This window comes from Pseudomonas sp. KK4 (genome assembly GCF_001984065.1).
Lineage (GTDB): Bacteria > Pseudomonadota > Gammaproteobacteria > Pseudomonadales > Pseudomonadaceae > Aquipseudomonas.
The window spans coordinates 1-21,813 of the sequence record NZ_LYVP01000002.1 but is presented as its reverse complement, the minus strand read 5'-3'; the positions used below and the strand labels follow the sequence as shown (position 1 = coordinate 21,813).

Annotated in this window: 20 protein-coding genes and 1 pseudogene; 16 read left to right on the top strand and 5 right to left on the bottom strand. The window is 60.6% G+C overall.

Annotated elements, in window-relative coordinates; translation table 11 throughout:
- Positions 1-1,011 carry a class 1 fructose-bisphosphatase gene (locus B0W55_RS00830; protein WP_077044170.1) on the top strand — a complete coding sequence of 337 codons (1,011 nt, stop codon included), beginning with the start codon at positions 1-3 and terminating at the stop codon, positions 1,009-1,011.
- Positions 1,012-1,014: 3 nt separating this feature from the next.
- Complete coding sequence (locus B0W55_RS00825; protein ID WP_077044169.1) at positions 1,015-1,617, top strand: DUF924 family protein; 603 nt, start codon at positions 1,015-1,017, stop codon at positions 1,615-1,617.
- Here B0W55_RS00825 and B0W55_RS00820 read toward each other — a convergent pair.
- The 4 genes and pseudogenes from B0W55_RS00820 to B0W55_RS31440 all read right to left on the bottom strand — a co-directional run.
- On the bottom strand, positions 1,614-1,940 hold the full coding sequence (locus B0W55_RS00820; protein WP_077044168.1) for a type II toxin-antitoxin system RelE/ParE family toxin: 327 nt from the start codon (positions 1,938-1,940) through the stop codon (positions 1,614-1,616). The two genes, B0W55_RS00825 and B0W55_RS00820, sit on opposite strands and share 4 nt — an antisense overlap.
- Positions 1,937-2,209, bottom strand: a complete 273-nt coding sequence (locus tag B0W55_RS00815; protein ID WP_077044167.1) for a type II toxin-antitoxin system Phd/YefM family antitoxin — start codon at positions 2,207-2,209, stop codon at positions 1,937-1,939. Before B0W55_RS00815 ends, B0W55_RS00820 begins: the two co-directional genes overlap by 4 nt.
- A 178-nt stretch (positions 2,210-2,387) precedes the next feature.
- Complete coding sequence (locus B0W55_RS31445; RefSeq protein WP_371807248.1) at positions 2,388-3,152, bottom strand: methyl-accepting chemotaxis protein; 765 nt, start codon at positions 3,150-3,152, stop codon at positions 2,388-2,390.
- Positions 3,153-3,245: 93 nt separating this feature from the next.
- A pseudogene (locus B0W55_RS31440) lies at positions 3,246-4,145 on the bottom strand (cache domain-containing protein); the annotation flags it as partial.
- Between the two features lie 419 nt (positions 4,146-4,564).
- On the opposite strand from B0W55_RS31440, the gene B0W55_RS00805 reads away from it, so the two are divergent.
- Positions 4,565-4,819, top strand: a complete 255-nt coding sequence (locus tag B0W55_RS00805) for a hypothetical protein (RefSeq protein WP_077044165.1) — start codon at positions 4,565-4,567, stop codon at positions 4,817-4,819.
- A gap of 31 nt (positions 4,820-4,850) precedes the next feature.
- Positions 4,851-5,420 (top strand): lipocalin family protein, encoded by a 570-nt coding sequence (locus tag B0W55_RS00800; protein WP_077044164.1) that lies wholly within the window; start codon positions 4,851-4,853, stop codon positions 5,418-5,420.
- Between the two features lie 123 nt (positions 5,421-5,543).
- Here B0W55_RS00800 and B0W55_RS00795 read toward each other — a convergent pair whose 3' ends face one another.
- Positions 5,544-6,908 carry a formimidoylglutamate deiminase gene (locus B0W55_RS00795; RefSeq protein WP_077044163.1) on the bottom strand — a complete coding sequence of 455 codons (1,365 nt, stop codon included), beginning with the start codon at positions 6,906-6,908 and terminating at the stop codon, positions 5,544-5,546.
- A gap of 146 nt (positions 6,909-7,054) precedes the next feature.
- Between B0W55_RS00795 and hutC the strand changes: the two genes are divergently transcribed.
- From hutC to B0W55_RS00730, 12 genes are all read left to right on the top strand, one after another.
- On the top strand, positions 7,055-7,765 hold the full coding sequence (gene hutC, locus B0W55_RS00790; RefSeq protein WP_175645450.1) for a histidine utilization repressor: 711 nt from the start codon (positions 7,055-7,057) through the stop codon (positions 7,763-7,765).
- Complete coding sequence (locus B0W55_RS00785; protein ID WP_077044161.1) at positions 7,762-8,331, top strand: HutD family protein; 570 nt, start codon at positions 7,762-7,764, stop codon at positions 8,329-8,331. The genes hutC and B0W55_RS00785 overlap by 4 nt, the downstream gene beginning before the upstream one ends.
- Before the next feature lie 481 nt (positions 8,332-8,812).
- Positions 8,813-10,501: a urocanate hydratase gene (gene hutU, locus B0W55_RS00780; RefSeq protein WP_077044160.1), complete on the top strand. Its 1,689-nt coding sequence runs from the start codon at positions 8,813-8,815 to the stop codon at positions 10,499-10,501.
- A 161-nt stretch (positions 10,502-10,662) separates the two neighbouring features.
- Positions 10,663-12,135: a cytosine permease gene (locus B0W55_RS00775; RefSeq protein ID WP_077044159.1), complete on the top strand. Its 1,473-nt coding sequence runs from the start codon at positions 10,663-10,665 to the stop codon at positions 12,133-12,135.
- A 69-nt stretch (positions 12,136-12,204) separates the two neighbouring features.
- Positions 12,205-13,173, top strand: a complete 969-nt coding sequence (locus B0W55_RS00770) for an ABC transporter substrate-binding protein (RefSeq protein WP_077044158.1) — start codon at positions 12,205-12,207, stop codon at positions 13,171-13,173.
- A 193-nt stretch (positions 13,174-13,366) separates the two neighbouring features.
- Positions 13,367-14,218: a proline/glycine betaine ABC transporter permease gene (locus B0W55_RS00760; RefSeq protein WP_034148578.1), complete on the top strand. Its 852-nt coding sequence runs from the start codon at positions 13,367-13,369 to the stop codon at positions 14,216-14,218.
- Positions 14,215-15,045: a glycine betaine/L-proline ABC transporter ATP-binding protein gene (locus B0W55_RS00755; RefSeq protein WP_077044156.1), complete on the top strand. Its 831-nt coding sequence runs from the start codon at positions 14,215-14,217 to the stop codon at positions 15,043-15,045. Before B0W55_RS00760 ends, B0W55_RS00755 begins: the two co-directional genes overlap by 4 nt.
- 143 nt (positions 15,046-15,188) lie before the next feature.
- On the top strand, positions 15,189-16,712 hold the full coding sequence (hutH, locus tag B0W55_RS00750) for a histidine ammonia-lyase (RefSeq protein WP_077044155.1): 1,524 nt from the start codon (positions 15,189-15,191) through the stop codon (positions 16,710-16,712).
- A gap of 116 nt (positions 16,713-16,828) precedes the next feature.
- Positions 16,829-18,361: a histidine ammonia-lyase gene (gene hutH / locus B0W55_RS00745; RefSeq protein ID WP_077044154.1), complete on the top strand. Its 1,533-nt coding sequence runs from the start codon at positions 16,829-16,831 to the stop codon at positions 18,359-18,361.
- Positions 18,362-18,461: 100 nt separating this feature from the next.
- A complete protein-coding gene (gene hutI / locus B0W55_RS00740) occupies positions 18,462-19,667 on the top strand; it encodes an imidazolonepropionase (protein ID WP_077044153.1) in 1,206 nt (401 codons plus the stop codon).
- A 10-nt stretch (positions 19,668-19,677) separates the two neighbouring features.
- On the top strand, positions 19,678-20,481 hold the full coding sequence (gene hutG, locus B0W55_RS00735; RefSeq protein WP_077044152.1) for an N-formylglutamate deformylase: 804 nt from the start codon (positions 19,678-19,680) through the stop codon (positions 20,479-20,481).
- A gap of 165 nt (positions 20,482-20,646) precedes the next feature.
- The coding region (locus tag B0W55_RS00730; RefSeq protein WP_139340852.1) for a hypothetical protein at positions 20,647-21,813 on the top strand (1,167 nt) is incomplete at its 3' end.

Below are 21,813 nucleotides of genomic sequence, written 5' to 3'. Positions count from 1 at the left end.
ATGTCCCGCGTTACCTTGAGTCGCTATTTGATTGAGCAGACCCGCAGCAACAACACTCCTGCCGATCTGCGCTTCCTGATCGAAGTGGTGGCGCGTGCTTGCAAGGAGATCAGCCACGCCGTTTCCAAAGGCGCCCTGGGCGGCGTTCTGGGCAGCATGGGCACTGAGAACGTTCAGGGCGAAGTGCAGAAGAAACTCGACGTACTGTCCAACGAGATCCTGCTCGAAGCCAACGAATGGGGCGGTCACCTGGCCGGCATGGCGTCCGAAGAAATGGACAACGCCTACCAGATCCCCGGCAAATACCCGAAGGGTGCCTACCTGCTGGTATTCGACCCGCTGGACGGTTCGTCGAACATCGACATCAACGCCCCGGTCGGTACCATCTTCTCCGTACTGCGTTGCCCTAATGAGTACCTGAGCCAGAACGAAGCCCTGAACGAAAAGGCCTTCCTGCAGCCAGGCACCCAGCAGGTCGCTGCCGGTTATGCCATCTACGGCCCGCAGACCATGCTGGTCCTGACCCTGGGCGACGGCGTCAAGGGCTTCACCCTGGACCGTGAAATGGGCAGCTTCGTACTGACCCACGAAGACATCACCATTCCCGAGACCACTCAGGAATTCGCGATCAACGCCTCCAACCAGCGTCACTGGGAAGCACCGGTGCAGCGCTACGTCAGCGAACTGCTGGCAGGCGACGAAGGCCCGCTGAAAAAGAACTACAACATGCGCTGGGTCGCCGCGATGGTGGCCGACGTGCACCGTATCCTGACCCGTGGCGGCCTGTTCATGTACCCGCGCGACAGCCGCGAGCCTTCCAAGCCAGGCAAACTGCGTCTGATGTACGAAGCCAATCCGATGTCGTTCCTGGTGGAGCAGGCGGGTGGTGCCTCGACCGACGGTCACCAGCGCATCCTCGACATCAAGCCTGAAGGCCTGCACCAGCGCGTAGCGGTGTTCCTCGGCTCGAAAGAAGAAGTGGCACGGGTCACGGCCTACCACAAGGAATAAGCCATGAACGCGCCCTGGCAGCCGTTGCTTCAGTGGTGGTTCGGCGATGCCAGATCAGCCAAAGAGGTGGCGGCGCAGAAGGGCAAGTTGTGGTTCGGCAAACGTGATAGCCAGGACCTCGAAGCGCGCACGCGTTTCGGGGAACTGGTGGACCAGGCACTGGCCGGCGGATTGACCGAGTGGGCGCAACGCCCCGAAGGTTGGCTGGCCCTTGTGTTGCTGCTCGATCAACTGCCGCGAATGCTCTTTCGCGACTCACCCAAAGCCTTTTCCGGTGACAGCCAAGCGCAGGCCCTGGTGGCGCAGGGTATTGCCGCGGATTTCGATCGGCAATTGCAGCCGATCCAGCGGGTATTCATCTACCTGGTGCTGGAGCACTGCGAACACCTGGCGGTACAAAACGAATGCATCTCACGCTACATCGACCTGGTGGCACAGCAGCCAGAAAGCGATAAGGCGCTGTTTACCGATTACCTGAATTACGCCGAAAAGCATCGGAAAGTGATCGCGCAGTTCGGACGCTTTCCCCATCGCAATGCGGTGTTGGGGAGGGAGTCAACGGCCGAGGAGTTGGCGTTTCTGTCAAAGCCGGGGTCGAGGTTTTAACTTTGAAGCAATCGCTTCATCAGTAGCGCGGGCAGGTTTTTTCGCGTGTCGGCAATGATGTGGACGAAGACAGTCTTCTCCCGAACTTCGTAAATGACCCGGTTCATTCCCGATAACACTTGTCTGTACTGGCTGAGGTTCAGCTTCTCGATTTCTTCCGGAATTGATCCTGAATAAGGCTGCATTGCCAAATGGCGGATGGCTTTCTTCAGGCTGGCATAGGTGGTTTGCCAGGTTTGGTTCGAAAACTCTTTGATGAGGTAGGCACGAAGTTCTTTCAGGTCTGACTCAGCCGACTGAAGAATGACGACCTTCAAACTCATTGATGATCATCCCTGTCCAGATCAGCGAAGACATCTTCTGCATCGCGAAACTTGCCTTCTTCAATCTCTCGATTTCCCATCGCCAAGAGCTTCAGCAAGGCCATGGTGTCTTCCTGCTCTTCAAAGCTTTTCACATCCATGACCACCAGCTTCGCTTCACCGTTTTGAGTGATGATCAAAGGCTCGCGGCTTTCTGAGAGAGTTTTGACGATTTCAGCGGTATGACTTTTCAGATAGCTGATGGGTTTTATTTGGGATGAAAGCTTCATATTGGCAGGCTCGGCGAGTTGAACAGGACTGAGTTTAGTCTTAATTCAGTCTTGCGTCAGGGCCAGGCGACCAGTGATTGCTTGAGAAAATTCTGCCGCCAGGCCGCCTTCGCGAGACGCTCGTACACAGATCCGTTGTGGGAGCGGGCTTGCTCGCGAAGAGGCCGGTAAGAACGACCTAGATCCTGAAACTACCCACCAACTGCTTCAACCGCGCCGCCTGCTGCTCCAGATCGGCACAGGCGCGCAAGGTCGATTGCAGGTTCTCCACGCCTTCCTGGTTCAGCGTGTTGATCTCGGTGATGTCGACGTTGATCGACTCCACCACGGCGGTCTGTTCTTCGGTCGCGGTGGCCACAGATTGGTTCATGCCGTCGATCTCCCCGATACGCTGGGTCACGCTGCCCAGGCGCTCGCCGGCCTGGTTGGCGATGCCGACGCTGCTTTCGCTCTGGCGCTGGCTTTCGGTCATGGTGCCGACCGCTTCGCGTGCCCCCACTTGCAGCTCTTCGATCATCTTCTGTACTTGCTGCGCCGAATCCTGGGTGCGGTGGGCGAGGTTGCGCACTTCGTCGGCAACCACGGCGAAACCACGCCCGGCCTCGCCGGCACGGGCCGCTTCGATGGCGGCGTTCAATGCCAGCAGGTTGGTTTGCTGGGAGATGCTGGTGATCACTTCCAGAATCTGCCCGATGTTGACCGTGTTGCTGTTGAGCGTCTCGATGTTGCCGCACGAATCGCTGATCTTCGCCGACAGCTGATGCATGGCCGAGATGGTTTTATCCACCACTTGCTGACCTTCTTCGGCCATCGCACGGGCATCGCTCGAGTGTTGAGAGGCGAGGGCGGCGTTCTGGGCGATTTCCTGGGCGGCGGCGCCGAGCTGGTTGATCGCCGCGGCCACGCTGCTGGTGCGCGAGGCCTGCTGGTCGGAGTTGAACATCGAGGAGTTGGAAGCCGCCACCACCCGCAACGCCACTTCGTTGACCTGGCCGGTGGCCGAGGACACTTCGCGGATCGAGGTGTGGATGCGTTCGACGAAACGGTTGAACGACAGCCCCAGCGCGCCGAATTCATCGTGACCGTGAATGGTCAGGCGTTTGGTCAGATCCCCTTCGCCCTCGGCGATGTCGTGCATGGCGCGGCCCATGGTCAGCAACGGCTGCATCAGGAAACTGATCAGCATGCCCAGCAAGGCGATGATGATCACCACTGCGATCACCATGGCAATGATCGCCGAGGTGCGCAATTCGCTGAGCATCGCGAAAGCGGTGTCCTGGTCGAGAACCAGCGCTACATACCAATCCGCCGACGGCACGCCGTTGACGTGGGTGAAGGCGATGAACTGGCGTTGGCCGTCGATCTCGACTTCCTGCATGCCCGGGCTGACTTTCGGGGTGTCGTTCGGATACGCCTCGGCCAGGCTCTTGAGCACCAGTTTGCTGTCCGGGTGGATCAGGATCTTGCCGTCGGCGCCGACGATGAAAGCATGGCCGTGGCCGCCGAAATTCAGCGAGTTGATGATCGCGCTGACGCTGGACAAGTCGATGTCTGCACCGGCCACGCCAATCATCTGGCCCTGACGCTGCACCGGGGTTGCCACGGTAATCACCAGTTTGCCGGAGGAAGCCGCGATGTAGGGTTCAGTGACGATGGTCTGTTGCGCGCCGTTGGCCGCCTTGTACCAGCCCCGGGCGCGTGGGTCGTAGTCTGCCGCGCGGTTGCCCGCCGGGATCGAGAACATCACGCCATCGGTGCCGCCGAAGTAGCTCAGCTGAAAGTTGCCGGTGTAGGCGGGCAGGTCGATGGCGCGCTTGAGGCTGGCCGGGGCGCTGCCGTCCACGGCGATTTGCTGGGACAGCGATTGCAGCAATTGGATGCGGCTGACCAGCCAGGTCTGGATGTTGCTGGTGGTCAGGCTGCCCAGTTCCTGCATCGACGCTTCAGTGCTGCTGCGCAACGTCTGACGCTGGCGATAGTCGTTGAACAGGATGAAACAAGCGAACGCGACGACCACCACGAGGGCGGCAGCCAGCAGGATCTTGTGGCTGAATTTCATGTTTCTGGTCATTAAATGAGCTACCGCAAAAAGGCTTGTCGACAAAGAGGGGGCAACGTCCACATCCCTGGGCATTGCGCTGCCTTCGATGTCGGCCAGGCGGCGCCAAAGATTAGTCGTTTTTCACAAAAAACGACAAAAGGCTCGATGGCCAGAAAAAGTGGTTGATTATTCGGCAAAAGGCAGACGAGCGGCCCTATAAATAGGCGCCTCGCCAGGGAACCAGAAGGGCGTTTTCTCTTCTAAGGTTCTGCTTGGCAGCCATGCCAACCCTCTTCGCCCCCCGGAGTTACACCATGTCGCTGCGATCCCTCGCCCTGCTTTCGTTCTGTGTGTTGTTGGCTGCATGCAGCAAGGTCAATCAGGAAAACTACTCGAAGCTTTCGGCCGGCATGGCCAAGGCCGAGGTCGAATCCTTGCTGGGTAAGCCCGCCGATTGTTCAGGCGCGCTCGGCATGTCCAGTTGCACATGGGGCGACAAGAACAGCTTTATCAGCGTGCAATACGCCGGTGACAAAGTGTTGATGTTTTCCGGCCAAGGCCTGAAGTAAACCGGGGCGCTGTGCCCACGGGAGAAAAACAATGAAGCGGTTATTGATCATGCTTTTTGCCAGCCTGGTATTGGCTGGCTGTGCCACTTCTGGCCAGGATTCGTTGGCGCCCAAGACCGCCAGCAGTGTGAACCTCAAGCGTTACCAGGGCACCTGGTACGAATTGGCGCGTTTGCCGATGTATTTCCAGCGCGACTGTGCGCAATCGGAAGCTCATTACACCCTCAAGCCTGACGGCAATGTGGCGGTGTTGAACCGTTGCCTGACGGCTCAGTGGCAATGGGAAGAGGTCAAGGGTACGGCGTATCCGCAGGTCCCCGGCAAGACCGACAAGCTGTGGGTCGAGTTCGATACCTGGTTCTCGCGCTTGATACCGGGCGTGGCCAAGGGTGAATACTGGGTGCTGTACGTCAGCGATGACTACAAGACAGCCATCGTCGGCGACCCGAGCCGTCGCTACTTGTGGCTGCTGTCACGCACGCCAACGGTCAATGGTGTCGTGCGTGAAGAATTGCTGAGCAAGGCGCGTCAGCAGGGCTACGACACCACTAGGCTGATCTGGCGGGCGTCGGATACGCAGATGGCCAAGACTTCGAATTAGCGGGCAGCGCTGGGCAAAAATGTGGGAGCGGGCTTGCTCGCGAAGACGGACTGTCAGTCAACATCTGTGTTGAATGTGACGTCCTCTTCGCGAGCAAGCCCGCTCCCACATTTTGTTTGTGTATCAGCCCAGGAGATCGCGCAGCACCTGGGTGAACGCGCGGTTGCTTTCCTCTTCGGCAGCATGCCGCCCATCGCGCACGACCCACTGGCCATTGACCAGCACATCGCGCACCTGACGATCGCCCCCGGCAAACAACCAGCGGTTCAGAATCCCGTCACCGGTGGCCGTGGCCAGGTATGGATCGCTGCCATCGAGCACCAGCCAGTCGGCGCGCTTGCCCACTTCCAAGGCCCCGATCGGCTGGCCCAGTGCCTGGGCGCCGCCGTCCAGCGCTGCGTCGTAGAGCGTGCGGCCGACCATTGGTTGGTCTGCCCCATACAAGCGGTTACGTCGCTGATCGCGCAGACGCTGGCCATACTCGAGCCAGCGCAGTTCTTCCACCACACTCAAGGACACATGGCTGTCGGAGCCGATGCCCATGCGCCCGCCCTGGGCGAGAAAATCCACTGCCGGGAAAATCCCGTCGCCCAGGTTCGCTTCGGTGGTCAGGCACAGGCCGGCGATGGCGCGACTCTTGGCCATCAGCGTGACTTCTTCCGGGTTGGCGTGGGTGGCGTGGACCAGGCACCAGCGCTGATCGACCTCGACGTTTTCGTAGAGCCATTGCAGCGGGCGACGGCCGCTCCAGGTCAGGCAGTCGTCGACTTCCTTCTGCTGTTCGGCGATATGGATATGCACCGGGATTTGCTTATCGCTGGCTGCCAGAACTTCGCTGATCTGTGGTGGCGTGACCGCACGCAACGAGTGGAAGCACAGGCCCAGGGATTGGGCCTTCTGCTCGGCCAGCAGCGGTTGCAGGCGCGATTGCAGCTTGAGGTAGTTTTCGGTGCTGTTGATAAAGCGGCGCTGGCCGTCGTTTGGCGTCTGGCCACCAAAGCCGGAGTGGCTGTAGAGCACCGGCAGCAGCGTCAGGCCGATGCCGGCGGCGCTGGCGGCCTGGCTGATGCGCAACGCCAGTTCCGCCGGATCGGCGTAGGGCTGGCCGCTGGTGTCATGGTGCACGTAATGAAATTCGGCGACCGAGGTGTAACCGGCCTTGAGCATCTCGATGTACAGCTGACGGGCGATGACGCCGAGTTGTTCCGGGCTGATTTTTCCGACGAGGCGATACATCAGGTCGCGCCAGGTCCAGAAGCTGTCGTTCGGATTGCCCGCCACTTCCGCCAGCCCGGCCATCGCCCGCTGGAACGCATGGGAGTGAAGGTTCGGCATACCCGGCAATAGCGGGCCGCTCAGCCGTTCGGCGCCATCTGCGTGGGAATCGGCCTGGATATGGGTCAGGACGCCATCGGCGCTGACCTCAAGACGTACATTGTTGGCCCATCCACTAGGCAGCAGCGCGCGTTCGGCAAAGAAGGCGGACATGGTTCAGCACCCCATCGTGTGTTATTTGTATATACATATACAGACGTTTGCCTGCCCGGTAAACTCCGGCAAGCTAGCCACCCTATCCAAACGAACAAGGATCAACCGTGCCGACTCCGCCTCCAGTCTCTCCGTTGGCCGCGAACATGGGCGACAGTCCGGCGCCCTTGTACGCTCGCGTCAAACAAATGATCACCCAGCAAATCGACAGCGGAAACTGGCCGCCGCACTACCGCGTTCCGTCGGAAAGCGAGCTGGTCAGCCTGTTGGGCTTCAGCCGCATGACCATCAACCGCGCCCTGCGCGAGATGACCGCCGACGGTCTGTTGGTGCGCATGCAAGGCGTCGGTACGTTCGTCGCCGAGCCCAAGAGCCAGTCCGCGCTGTTTGAAGTCCACAACATTGCCGACGAAATCGCCTCCCGTGGTCATCGCCACACCTGTCAGGTCATCACCCTGGAGGAAGAGGCCGCCGGTTCCGAACGCGCCCTGGCTCTGGACATGCGCGAAGGGCAGAAGGTGTTCCATTCGTTGATCGTGCATTTCGAAAACGACATCCCGGTGCAAATCGAGGACCGTTTCGTCAACGCGCTGGTGGCGCCCGAATACCTCAAGCAGGACTTCACCCTGCAAACGCCTTACGCCTACCTGAACCAGGTCGCTCCGCTGACCGAAGGCGAGCATGTGGTCGAGGCGATCCTGGCCGAGCCGTCCGAATGCAAGTTGCTGCAGATTGAAAAGGGCGAGCCCTGCCTGCTGATTCGTCGTCGCACCTGGTCCGGCCGTCAACCGGTGACCGCCGCTCGCTTGATCCACCCCGGTTCTCGTCATCGTCTGGAAGGTCGTTTCCATAAATGAGTAACGTAAAAGTCCTACGCGCCAAAGATTATCCGCGCATGCCGTGGAAAAACGGCGGCGGCAGCACCGAAGAAATCACCCGCGATGCCGGCGCTGGCCTCGATGGCTTCGGCTGGCGCCTGTCGATTGCCGACATCGGTGAGTCGGGCGGGTTTTCCACCTTCGCCGGTTACCAGCGGGTCATCACCGTATTGCAGGGCGACGGCATGACCTTGTCCGTCGACGGGCAGGTCACCCGGTCACTGCTGCCTATCGATCCGTTTGCCTTCAGCGGCGAGAGCCAGGTGTCCTGCACCCTGCTCGGTGGCCCGATTCGGGATTTCAACCTGATCTACGCGCCAAAGCGCTACAGCGCGCGGCTGCAATGGTTGGCGGGTGACCAGCGGTTTTTCAGCGAAGCCGGGACGGTGCTGGTGTTCAGCGTCAGTGATGCGCTGGAAGTGACGGTCGGTAACAGTGCCCAGCAACTGGGTCGCCACGACTGCCTGCAATTCGACGGTAACACTGGCCTTCTGGAAGTCTCCAGCAATGGCGCCTGCTGCGTGATCGAGCTGACTGCACGCTGATTCCTGATCCTTGCACTATCCCCTGTAGGAGCGATCACGCTCGCGAGAAAACCCGAGAGCGCCGCAGGGCATGCGGCTCCGCGCGTCATCGTCCGCGACCCTCGCGAGCATGCTCGCTCCTACAGTGAAAAATCGTTTCCCTCACCGCACCAACTTGTTACCGAACGCCCCAGCGTGGCGCAAAACCATGCTCAAGTAACAGCGCTGCCTCCTGACAAAAATACCCCTCAAAAAATTTCATCTCCCCCAGACCCCTTGATCCACAAGCCCTCCAAGGTGTTTCAGAATTTTTCTTGAACACCCATCCAATAAGTTGGCCGCTTGATTGCATATGCTTGTATGTACAAGTAAAGACGTATGCGTATGAGTCGACAGAGACTCTCCGCAGCGTCCACTGATTCGCCTGTAGCGCAACGAGGCGCACAGGCTGGCTTACCCACCGCCAGGGTTGGTTTGGATTGATCGCTGAGGAGTCTTTTTCGTGACTGACAATACCCAGAAACCTACTAAATACCGTGACGTTGAAATCCGCGCTGCCCGCGGTAACACGCTGACCGCCAAAAGCTGGCTGACCGAAGCGCCGCTGCGCATGCTGATGAACAACCTCGACCCGGAAGTGGCCGAGAATCCCAAGGAACTGGTGGTGTACGGTGGTATCGGCCGTGCCGCGCGTAACTGGGAGTGCTACGACAAGATCGTCGAGAGCCTGACCCACCTGAACGACGACGAGACCCTGCTGGTGCAATCGGGCAAGCCGGTCGGCGTGTTCAAGACCCACAGCAACGCCCCGCGCGTACTGATCGCCAACTCCAACCTGGTGCCGCACTGGGCGAGCTGGGAACACTTCAACGAACTGGACGCCAAAGGCCTGGCCATGTACGGCCAGATGACCGCCGGCAGCTGGATCTACATCGGCAGCCAGGGCATCGTCCAGGGCACCTACGAAACCTTCGTCGAAGCCGGTCGCCAGCACTACAACGATGACCTCAAAGGCCGTTGGGTCCTGACCGCAGGCCTGGGTGGCATGGGCGGCGCTCAGCCACTGGCCGCCACCCTGGCCGGTGCCTGCTCGCTGAACATCGAATGCCAGCAAGTGAGCATCGATTTCCGCTTGAAAAGCCGTTACGTCGACGAGCAGGCCAAAGACCTCGACGACGCCCTGGCCCGCATCGACAAATACACCAAGGAAGGCAAGGCCATCTCCATCGCGCTGCTGGGCAACGCCGCCGAAATCCTGCCGGAACTGGTTCGCCGTGGCGTACGCCCGGACATGGTCACCGACCAGACCAGCGCCCACGACCCGCTGAACGGCTACCTGCCGGCCGGCTGGACCTGGGACGAATACCGCGCTCGCGCCAAGACCGAGCCAGCCGCTGTGATCAAGGCCGCCAAGCAGTCGATGGCCGTGCACGTCAAAGCCATGCTGGAATTCCAGAAGCAAGGCATCCCGACCTTCGATTACGGCAACAACATCCGTCAGATGGCCCAGGAAGAAGGCGTGGAAAACGCATTCGACTTCCCAGGCTTCGTACCGGCCTACATCCGTCCGCTGTTCTGCCGTGGCATCGGCCCGTTCCGCTGGGCGGCGCTGTCGGGCAACGCCGAAGACATCTACAAGACCGACGCCAAGGTCAAAGAACTGATCCCGGACGACGCCCACCTGCACAACTGGCTGGACATGGCCCGCGAGCGCATCAGCTTCCAGGGCCTGCCGGCACGTATCTGCTGGGTCGGCCTGGGCCTGCGCGCCAAGCTCGGCCTGGCGTTCAACGAAATGGTTCGCAGCGGCGAATTGTCGGCACCGATCGTCATCGGTCGCGACCACCTGGACTCCGGTTCGGTATCCAGCCCGAACCGCGAAACCGAATCGATGCAGGACGGTTCAGATGCCGTGTCCGACTGGCCACTGCTCAACGCCTTGCTCAACACCGCCAGCGGCGCGACCTGGGTTTCCCTGCACCACGGCGGCGGCGTCGGCATGGGCTTCTCCCAGCACTCGGGCATGGTGATCGTGTGCGACGGTACCGATGAAGCGGCCGAGCGTATTGCTCGCGTGCTGCACAACGACCCGGCGACGGGTGTGATGCGTCACGCCGATGCCGGTTACCAGATCGCGATCGACTGCGCCAAGGAACAAGGGCTGAACCTGCCGATGATTACCGGCAAGTAACCCGGACCTGTCGGCGCTGCTCTTTGTGGGAGCAGGCTTGCTCGCGAATGCGGCGGATCAGTCAGCACACATGTTGAATGTGCCTGCCTCTTCGCGAGCAAGCCCGCTCCCACGGGGGGCTGGACAAGAACTTACCCAGAACAATCCACAGAGGTTGAACCATGGCTGTCAATGATGATCGTGCAGGTAACAAACCGTTGATCGAAAGGCGTTCGATCGACTACATCCCGGAAGCGGAAAGACACGGTCGTCTGTTGAGTCAGTTCACCCTCTGGATGGGGGCCAACCTGCAAATCACCGCGATTGTCACCGGGGCCCTGGCCGTGGTGCTGGGCGGTGACGTGTTCTGGTCGTTGATCGGTCTGTTGATCGGTCAACTGCTGGGCGGCGCCGTCATGGCGTTGCATGCGGCGCAAGGGCCGAAACTGGGCCTGCCACAGATGATTTCCAGCCGTGTCCAGTTCGGTGTTTATGGCGCAGCCATCCCGATCGTGCTGGTGTGCTTGATGTACCTCGGTTTCACCGCAACGGGGACCGTGCTTTCCGGTCAGGCGCTGGGTCAGTTGTTTGATGTCAGCGACAGTGCCGGCATTCTTATTTTCGCCAGTGTCATCGTGCTGGTGACGGTGCTGGGTTATCGGGTGATTCACTTCATCGGCCGTGTCGCCACTATCATTGGTGTCATTGCCTTCGTTTACCTGTTCAGTCGTTTGATGAGCCAGGTCGACATTGGCGCACTCCTGCAAATCCGTCATTTCAGCTGGAGCAGCTTCCTGCTGGCGGTGTCGCTCGCGGCTTCCTGGCAGATCGCTTTCGGCCCTTACGTGGCTGACTATTCCCGTTACCTGCCGAGCAAGGTTTCCTCGGTGAAAACCTTCTTCGCTGCCGGCGCAGGTTCGGTGATCGGCGCACAAGTGGCGATGATCCTCGGCGTGTTTGCCGCAGCCTCGGCCAATGGCCAATTCGCCGGTCACGAAGTGGCCTACATCGTGGGCCTGGGCGGGACCGGTGCCACCGCCGCGCTGCTGTACTTCAGCATCGCGTTCGGCAAGGTCACCATTTCCACGCTGAACTCCTACGGCAGCTTCATGTGCATTGCGACCATCATCAGCGGTTTCCGTGGTGAGCTTAAGGTCTCGCGCCTGCAGCGTCTGGTCTTCGTGCTGGTGATCGTCGGTGCCGCGACCCTGATGGCGTTGCTCGGCCAGCACTCGTTCCTCGGTGCATTCAAGTCCTTCATCCTGTTCCTGCTGGCGTTTTTCACGCCGTGGAGTGCGATCAACCTGGTGGACTACTACTGCATCACCCGCGAGCGCTATGACGTGCCGGCGCTGGCCGATCCGAAAGGTCGCTACGGTCGCTGGAACGCCCTGGGCATCAGCGTCTATGTTTTCGGGGTGCTGGTGCAGCTGCCGTTCATCTCCACCAAGTTCTATACCGGTCCGCTGGTGGCGGCCCTGGGTGATGTGGATATTTCCTGGATCATCGGTCTGGTGCTACCCGCTGCCCTGTATTACGTGTGTGCGAAAAAATGGCACGGCAGCGTGCCTGATCGACTGATCCTGCCGGTCGAGCAGGACGCGGTCATCGAACAAAAAACAAGTGGGGCTGGTCGCGCTGCGGCGCAGGCCTGATTGGACGTGGACAGGGCTGGATGCCTCTTGACTGCCGTAAGCCAATTCATGATTAGGAGCGTCACAACAATGAAATCGAACAAGACCCTGCTGACCACACTGCTTTCCATGGGCCTGCTGGCCAGTGCCGGCGCCACTCAGGCGGCGGGCTGGTGCGAGTCGGGCAAACCGGTGAAATTCGCCGGCCTGAACTGGGAAAGCGGCATGCTGCTGACCGACGTGATGCAGTTCGTGCTGGAAAAAGGCTACGACTGCAAGACCGACAGCCTGCCCGGCAACTCCATCACCATGGAAAACGCCCTGAGCAGCAACGACATCCAGGTGTTTTCCGAAGAGTGGGTCGGCCGCAGCGAAGTCTGGAACAAGGCGGAGAAGGCCGGCAAGGTCGTCGGCGTTGGCGCCCCAGTCGTCGGTGCCGTTGAAGGCTGGTACGTGCCACGTTATGTGATCGAAGGCGACGCCAAGCGCAAACTGGAAGCCAAGGCGCCGGACCTGAAAAACATCGCCGACCTGGCCAAGTACTCCGCCATCTTCAAGGACGCCGAAGAGCCCTCCAAAGGCCGTTTCTACAATTGCCCGGCCGGCTGGACCTGTGAGCTGGACAACAGCGAGATGCTCAAGAGCTACGGCCTGGAAAGCACCTACACCAACTTCCGCCCAGGCACCGGCCCGGCGCTGGATGCCGCCGTGCTGTCGAGCTACAAGCGTGGCGAGCCGATCCTGTTCTACTACTGGTCGCCAACGCCGCTGATGGGCCAGGTCGATGTGGTCAAGCTCGAAGAGAAGCCAGGCGTGGACAAGAGCGTGACCATCAAGGTCGGCCTGTCCAAGACCTTCCACGACGAAGCCCCGGAACTGGTGACCGTGCTGGAAAAGGTCAACCTGCCGATCGACCTGCTCAACCAGAACCTGGGCCGCATGACCAAGGAGCGGATCGAGTCGCCAAAACTGGCCAAGATCTTCCTGAAGGAACATCCTGAAGTCTGGCACGCATGGGTGAGCGAAGACGCAGCCAAGAAAATCGACGCTGCGCTTTGAAAACTACTGCGCTCGGCAATACTGCGTTGAAAGCAGACTCGAAATGCTCATTGACTAAAGTCAACTCCGCTTTCTCGCCTGCTTTCGCCTTGTCTTGCCTTCGCTCGCTACGTTTTCAAACAGCTTGTTTATAAGGGCAAAGCTTTACAGCACTGCTTTGTGGTGCTGCGAAGCCCTTGATTGAGAGTCTCTTATGTTTCCCGAAAGCTTTACCTTTTCCATCGCCGACTGGGTCAACGGTTGGGTCGATTCGCTGGTCACCAACTACGGCGACGTGTTCCGGCACATCTCCGACACCCTGTTGTGGGCCATCGTCAATCTCGAAGGCCTGCTGCGCGCGGCGCCCTGGTGGCTGATGCTGGCGATCGTGGCCGGCGTGGCCTGGCACGCCACCCGCAAAGTGGTGACCACGGCGGTGATCGTCGGGTTGCTGTTCCTGGTGGGGGCGGTCGGCCTCTGGGACAAGCTGATGCAGACCCTCGCGCTGATGATGGTGGCGACGATCATTTCGGTGCTTATCGGCATCCCGCTGGGCATTCTCTCGGCCCGCAGCAATCGTCTGCGCTCGGTATTGATGCCGCTGCTGGACATCATGCAGACCATGCCCAGCTTCGTGTACCTGATCCCGGTGTTGATGCTGTTCGGCCTGGGCAAGGTGCCGGCGATTTTCGCCACCGTGATCTACGCCGCGCCGCCGCTGATCCGTCTGACCGACCTGGGCATCCGCCAGGTGGACGGCGAAGTGATGGAAGCGATCAACGCCTTTGGTGCCAACCGCTGGCAGCAACTGTTCGGCGTGCAACTGCCGCTGGCCCTGCCGAGCATCATGGCCGGGATCAACCAGACCACCATGATGGCCCTGTCGATGGTGGTGATCGCCTCGATGATCGGTGCCCGTGGCCTGGGTGAAGACGTGCTGGTGGGGATTCAGACCCTCAACGTCGGCCGTGGCCTGGAAGCCGGCCTGGCGATCGTGATTCTGGCAGTGGTGATCGACCGCATTACACAGGCGTACGGTCGCGCACGGCATGAGGTGAGCAAATGAACAACGCAACCGTAAGCAAGATCGAAGTCAAAAACGTCTTCAAGATTTTCGGCAACCGCGCCAAAGATGCGCTGGCCATGGTCGGCCAGGGCAAGACCAAGGATCAGGTGCTGTCGGAAATCGGCTGCGTGGTCGGCGTCAACGACCTGTCGCTGAGCATCGGCAGCGGCGAGATCTTCGTGATCATGGGCCTGTCCGGTTCCGGCAAATCGACCCTGGTGCGCCACTTCAACCGCCTGATCGACCCGACCAGCGGCGCGATCCTGGTGGACGGCGTGGACATCCTGCAATACGACATGGAAGCCCTGCGCGAATTTCGTCGGCGCAAGATCAGCATGGTGTTCCAGAGCTTTGGCCTGCTGCCGCACAAGACCGTGCTGGACAACGTCGCCTACGGCCTGAAAATCCGTGGCGAAAGCAAAGCCCTGTGCAACGAACGTGCGCTGCACTGGATCAACACCGTGGGCCTCAAGGGCTACGAAAACAAATACCCGCACCAGCTCTCCGGTGGCATGCGCCAGCGCGTGGGTCTGGCCCGCGCCCTGGCGGCGGACACCGACATCATCCTGATGGACGAAGCGTTCAGTGCCCTCGACCCGCTGATCCGCGCGGAAATGCAGGACCAGTTGCTCGAGCTGCAAAAGACCCTGCACAAGACCATCGTTTTCATCACCCACGACCTCGACGAGGCCGTGCGCATCGGCAACCGCATCGCGATCCTCAAGGACGGCCGCCTGATTCAGGTCGGCACGCCGAAAGAGATCCTGCATTCGCCCGCGGACGAGTATGTCGACCGCTTCGTGCAGCGCCGGGCTGCAGTGGTCTGAGGATCGAACGCCTTTGTGGCGAGGGAGCTTGCTCCCGCTGGGCTGCGCAGCAGACCCGACTTTGGCGACCGCTGCGCGGTCGTACGGGAGCAAGCTCCCTCGCCACAGGTTTCATGCGCCATGAATTTTGTTTGAGGTCAAAGATGTCCCAGGCTGAAAAAATCGTTATCGCCGACGCCAAATTGCGTTGGCAGGATGTGGTCGCGGTAGCCCGTCATGGCGCGCAACTCGAGCTGTCGGCGCAAGCCTGGGCACGCATCGACAATGCCCAGGCCATCGTCCAGCGCATCGTCACCAGCGGCGAACGCGCCTATGGCGTGAACACCGGCCTGGGCGCGCTGTGCAACGTGTCGCTCAAGGACGAACAGCTCAGCCAACTGTCGCGCAACACCCTGCTCAGCCACGCCTGCGGTGTCGGGGCGCCACTGGCCGACGAACAGACCCGCGCGATCATGTGCGCGGCGGTCCGCAATTATTCCCAGGGCAAGTCCGGCATTCATCGCCAAGTGGTTCAGGCCTTGCTGGCGCTGCTCAACCACGGCATCACCCCGCAGGTGCCGTCCCAGGGCTCGGTCGGTTACCTGACCCACATGGCCCACGTCGGCATCGCGCTGTTGGGCGTCGGCAACGTCAGTTATCGCGGGCAGATCGTTTCTGCTCAAGAGGCGCTGGCAGAGGAAGGCCTGCAACCGGTTCAGCTCGGCGCCAAGGACGGTCTGTGCCTGGTCAACGGTACGCCATGCATGACCGGCCTCAGCTGCCTGGCGATCGCCGACGCCACGCGCCTGCTGCAATGGGCCGATGTGATCAGCGCCATGAGCTTCGAAGCCCAGCGCGGGCAGATCGCCGCGTTCGATGCCGAGATCATTGCGCTCAAGCCGCACCCGGGCATGCAGCAGGTCGGAATCAATCTGAGGGCGCTGCTCGATGGCAGTGAAGTGATTGCTTCGAGCAAAGGCATTCGCACCCAGGATGCATTGAGCATCCGTTCGATTCCGCAGGTGCACGGCGCCGCTCGCGATCAGCTGGAACACGCGATAAAACAGATCGAAACCGAACTCAACGGCTGCACCGATAACCCGCTGCTGCTGGGTACGCCGGACAATTTCCGTGTGATGTCACAGGCCAATCCCCACGGTCAATCCGTGGCGCTGGCGGCTGACCTGCTGGCGATTGCCATGGCGGAAATCGGCTCGATCGCCGAACGTCGCCTCGATCGTTTGATCAACCCCCACGTCAGCGGTCTGCCGGCATTCCTGGTGGCCAACCCGGGGGTCAATTCCGGGATGATGATCGTGCAGTACGTCGCCGCTTCGCTGTGCGCGGAAAACCGCCAACTGGCACAACCGGCGGTGCTCGATAATTACGTCACCTCGGGCCTGCAGGAAGACCACCTGAGCATGGGGACCAACGCCGCGCTCAAGCTGCATCGCGCACTGGAAAATTGCACGCAGATCCTCGCCATCGAATACCTGCTGGCGGCCCAGGCGTTTGAGTTCCTCAAAGCGCAACGTTTCGGCGCGGGCACCGATGCGGCGTGGCGTCTGCTGCGCGAGCGGGTGCCGGCCTACGATCAGGACCGCTGGCTGGCGCCGGACATTGCCGCCGCTGCAAGCGTATTGAAAGACCCGATTGTGCTGCACCAGGCCATACCGAATTTGCACTGATTTTCCCCGACACCAGCGTGCCAAGGCGCCAGCCCGCCCAAAAGGCGGGAAGCGACGGACAACGGACATTTCCGGAGCGTCTGGTAGTTACTGACAACTCTCAAAAGGAGCCAAAAATGACTGCGCTTAACCTGATTCCCGGCCAACTGACCCTGGCCCAACTGCGTGACGTGTACCAGCAACCGGTGAAACTGACCCTCGACAACAGCGCATCGAAGCAGATCGAAGCCAGCGTTGCCTGCGTGGAACAGATCCTCGCCGAAAACCGCACGGCCTATGGCATCAACACCGGTTTCGGCCTGCTGGCCTCGACCCGCATCGCCAGCGAAGACCTGGAAAACCTGCAGCGCTCGCTGGTGCTGTCCCACGCCGCCGGTGTCGGCCAGCCGATCAGTGACGACCTGGTACGGCTGATCATGGTGCTCAAGGTCAACAGCCTGAGCCGTGGCTTCTCCGGTATTCGCCGTGTGGTGATCGACGCGCTGATCGCCCTGATCAACGCCGAGGTCTACCCGCACATTCCATTGAAAGGTTCGGTGGGCGCGTCCGGCGACCTGGCACCGCTGGCGCACATGTCGCTGGTGCTGCTCGGTGAAGGCAAGGCTCGCTACAAGGGCGAGTGGATGGAGGCTACCGAAGCGCTGAAAGTCGCCGGCCTGACTCCGCTGACTCTGGCCGCCAAAGAAGGCCTGGCGCTGCTCAACGGCACCCAGGTGTCCACCGCATTCGCGCTGCGTGGCCTGTTCGAAGGTGAAGACCTGTTCGCCGGTGCCTTGGCCTTGGGCAGCCTGACCGTCGAAGCGGTGCTCGGCTCGCGCTCGCCATTTGATGCACGTATCCACGCCGCCCGTGGCCAGCAAGGCCAGATCGACGCCGCCGCCGCTTACCGCGACTTGCTGGGTGAGCGCAGCGAAGTGTCCGACTCCCACGAGAACTGCGAAAAAGTCCAGGACCCTTACTCCCTGCGCTGCCAGCCGCAAGTCATGGGCGCCTGCCTGACCCAGTTCCGTCAGGCCGCTGAGGTGCTGGCGGTGGAAGCCAATGCCGTTTCCGACAACCCGTTGGTGTTCGCTGCTGAAGGCGATGTGATTTCCGGCGGTAACTTCCACGCCGAACCGGTGGCCATGGCCGCCGACAACATGGCCCTGGCCATCGCCGAAATCGGCTCCCTGAGCGAGCGTCGCATCTCGCTGATGATGGACAAGCACATGTCGCAACTGCCGCCGTTCCTGGTGGCCAATGGCGGCGTGAACTCCGGCTTCATGATCGCCCAGGTGACCGCAGCGGCCCTGGCCAGCGAAAACAAGGCCCTGTCCCATCCGCATTCGGTGGACAGCCTGCCGACCTCCGCCAACCAGGAAGACCATGTGTCCATGGCTCCGGCTGCTGGCAAGCGCTTGTGGGAAATGGCCGAGAACACCCGTGGGATTCTGGCGGTGGAATGGCTGGCGGCGGTGCAGGGCCTGGACTTGCGCAACGGCCTGAAGACTTCGCCAAAACTGGAAAAGGCCCGCGCCATCCTGCGTAACGAAGTGCCGTTCTACGAGAAGGACCGTTTCTTCGCGCCGGACATCATTGCGGCGACTGAGCTTCTGGCGTCGCGGTGCCTGAATGAGCTGGTCTCGACCCAGCTTTTGCCGAGCCTGTAAGGGCCTCTTCGCGAGCAAGCCCGCTCCCACAGGGGAATGCATTCCAAGGTGGGAGCGGGCTTGCTCGCGAATCGATTTTGAATACTGTGGAGACTAAGGGATGAAAACCCTCTGGCAACACTGCCACGTCGCAACCATGGCGCAAGGCGTCTACTCGATCATCGAGGACGCGGCCATCGTGACGTGCGGTGCACACATCGAGTGGGTCGGCCCGCGCAGTGAGCTGCCGTCCGGCGAATACCCGGCGGTCAATGATTTGAACGGGGCCTGGGTCACGCCGGGCCTGATCGACTGCCACACCCATACGGTGTTCGGCGGTAACCGCAGCGGCGAATTCGAAAAGCGTCTGCAAGGTGTGAGCTACGCGGAAATCGCCGCCAGCGGTGGCGGCATCGCCAGCACCGTGCGCGCCACCCGCGCCGCCAGCGAAGACGAATTGTTCGCCAGCGCCGCCAAGCGCCTGAAAAGCCTGATGCGCGACGGCGTTACCAGCATCGAGATCAAGTCCGGTTACGGCCTGGACCTGGCCAACGAGCGCAAGATGCTGCGGGTCGCACGTCGCCTTGGCGCCGAGCTGCCGGTCAGCGTGCGCAGCACCTGCCTGGCGGCCCATGCCTTGCCGCCGGAATACAAAGATCGCGCCGACGACTACATCGAGCACATCTGCGCCGAAATGCTCCCGGCTTTGGCCGCCGAAGGGCTGGTAGATGCCGTGGATGCGTTCTGCGAATACCTGGCGTTTTCCCCGGCGCAGGTCGAGCGCGTATTCATCAAGGCCCAGGAACTGGGGCTGCCGGTGAAACTGCACGCCGAGCAACTGTCGTCGCTGCACGGTTCGAGCCTGGCGGCGCGTTATCAGGCGTTGTCCGCCGATCATCTGGAATTCATGACCGGAGACGACGCCATTGCCATGGCCGAGTCTGGCACCGTCGCTGTACTGCTGCCCGGCGCGTTCTACTTCCTGCGCGAAACCCAGTTGCCGCCGATGGAAGCCTTGCGCAAGCACGGCGTGAAAATCGCCATCGCCAGCGACCTCAACCCGGGTACCTCGCCAGGGCTGTCGTTGCGCCTGATGCTCAACATGGCCTGCACCTGTTTCCGCATGACCCCGGAAGAAGCCCTGGCGGGCGCGACCATTCATGCCGCGCAGGCACTTGGCATGGCCGACACCCACGGTTCGATCGAAGCCGGCAAAGTCGCGGACTTCGTCGCCTGGCAAATCGATCGCCCGGCCGACCTGTCGTACTGGCTGGGCGGTGACCTGGACAAACGCGTCGTGCGTCACGGCGTCGAAACAAGCCTGTAGGAGGGCAGTAGTGGATAAGGTTCTGAACTTCAAACAAGGCCGCGTGCCGCTGCTGATCAGCATGCCCCACGCCGGCGTGCGCCTGACGCCTGCGGTCGAGGCCGGGTTGATCCCCGATGCGAAAAGCCTGCCGGACACCGACTGGCATATCCCGCAGCTGTACGACTTTGCTGCCGAACTGGGCGCCAGCACCCTGGCGGCCGAGTATTCGCGTTTCGTCATCGACCTCAACCGGCCGTCCGACGACAAACCTCTATACGTGGGCGCGACCACCGGCCTGTACCCGGCGACCCTGTTTGATGGCGTGCCGTTGTTCCGCGAAGGCCTGGAGCCGTCCAAGGAAGAACGCGCAACCTACCTGGAGCAGATCTGGACGCCGTATCACAGCACCCTGCAGCAGGAACTGGCGCGCCTGAAGGCCGAGTTCGGTTACGCCTTGTTGTTCGACGCCCACTCGATCCGCTCGATCATCCCGCACCTGTTCGACGGCAAACTCCCGGACTTCAACCTCGGCACCTTCAACGGCGCCAGTTGCGATCCGCAGTTGGCCTCGCAACTGGAGGCCATCTGCGCCGGCCACCCGCAGTACAGCCATGTGCTCAACGGACGTTTCAAGGGCGGCCACATCACCCGCCACTACGGCAACCCGGCCGACAACATCCACGCCGTGCAACTGGAACTGGGCCAGTGCACCTACATGGAAGAATTCGAACCGTTCCGCTACCGTCCGGACCTCGCCGAGCCCACCCGCGTGGTGTTGAAAGAATTGCTCCAGGGCCTGCTGGCCTGGGGCGAAAAGCACTACGGTGCGTAACCTCCTTGATCGTTCCCACGCTCTGCGTGGGAACGGACATCCACAGGCTTTTGCCCCTGCCATTCGTCCTCACTGTCATTTGTGACAGGTCAAATCCCGTTCTCCTTTTGCTAAACACTTCGCCAGAAGAGCGCACGCCGTGCGTCGCAAAGGAGCATTGCAATCATGTCCAGCAAAATCGATGAATCGAGTTCAGAGTCGCAAGTCGCTGAGTCTGACCTGAATCCTTATGCTCACGGACAGAGGTTTGGGCTACCGAAGAAGACGCTGGTTAACCCGGTGATCATTACGCCTTCCCAGATGAGCCAGCATCCAGCCGGTACATCAGTGCTACTCAGTGGCACCTGCGCGACGGATGCGAAAATTGAGGTGTACAGCCTTCAGGGCAAAATGGGTGACGCCGTAGTCATCGGCTTTCGCTGGTATTTCTATGTCGTGTGGGGAGAAGCGGCCCACCCGCTATACACGGGCCTTTGGCTCGGCTGGATTGGGCATGGAGCGGGTTCACTGAGTTGCTTTGTCATTCAAACGGTAGGCAACGATCGCATACAGAGCGGTACTCAGACATTTTCAGTGGGGAATCTCGAAAAGTCGCCCGTTCCGCAGATGGGGTCACCCGAGAATGGAAGTGAGCATCCGATAGGCGATCCCGGAATTATCTTGTGGGGTATATGCGATCTCGGCGCTGGAGTTGATGTGGCCATCGATGGAGCTTGGTATGTGCGATACGCCGTAGAGCATAGCGGCGTCTGGTTTAGCACCAACTGGTCCTCTTATCCTCGAACCGTCACTTATCAAGTCCGGCAGACGGTACCCGGTTACTTACCCTCCGATCCTGGTCCGCTTGTTACCGTCAAATACGTAGGGTCTGCGCGCTCGTCTTCTGAAAAGCTTTGCGACGCTGCATCGACGAATGCTCAAAAACCTGGATCTCCTACTATTGTTTCGCCCGCGAACGGAACCAATCAATTAGTAGAGAAAGAATTGCAGATCGTTGGCGAATGCGCGCAGGGGGCAACGGTCATCGTTGAAGAGAATGGCGAGGAGTACACAGCGAGCGTTGTCGGTACGAGATGGTTTTCAAGGGGGCGGAATAAATACTATTTGGATTTCGGTGCTTCGCTCCAATTCCGTGTAAAGCAGCAGGTGAACGGTTCAGAGTTCTCGGATTACAGCCATACCGTCACGGTAAATTTCGTAATGTCCCCGCCTCTTGTTCTTTTCCCAGTCAACGGCGTTACCTATTCCGCAGTCAATGTTTATGTTTCAGGTGTTTGTGACCAAGACGCAGAAGTCGAAATCATCGCCGCCCAGGATGGCGCCGTCCTGGGT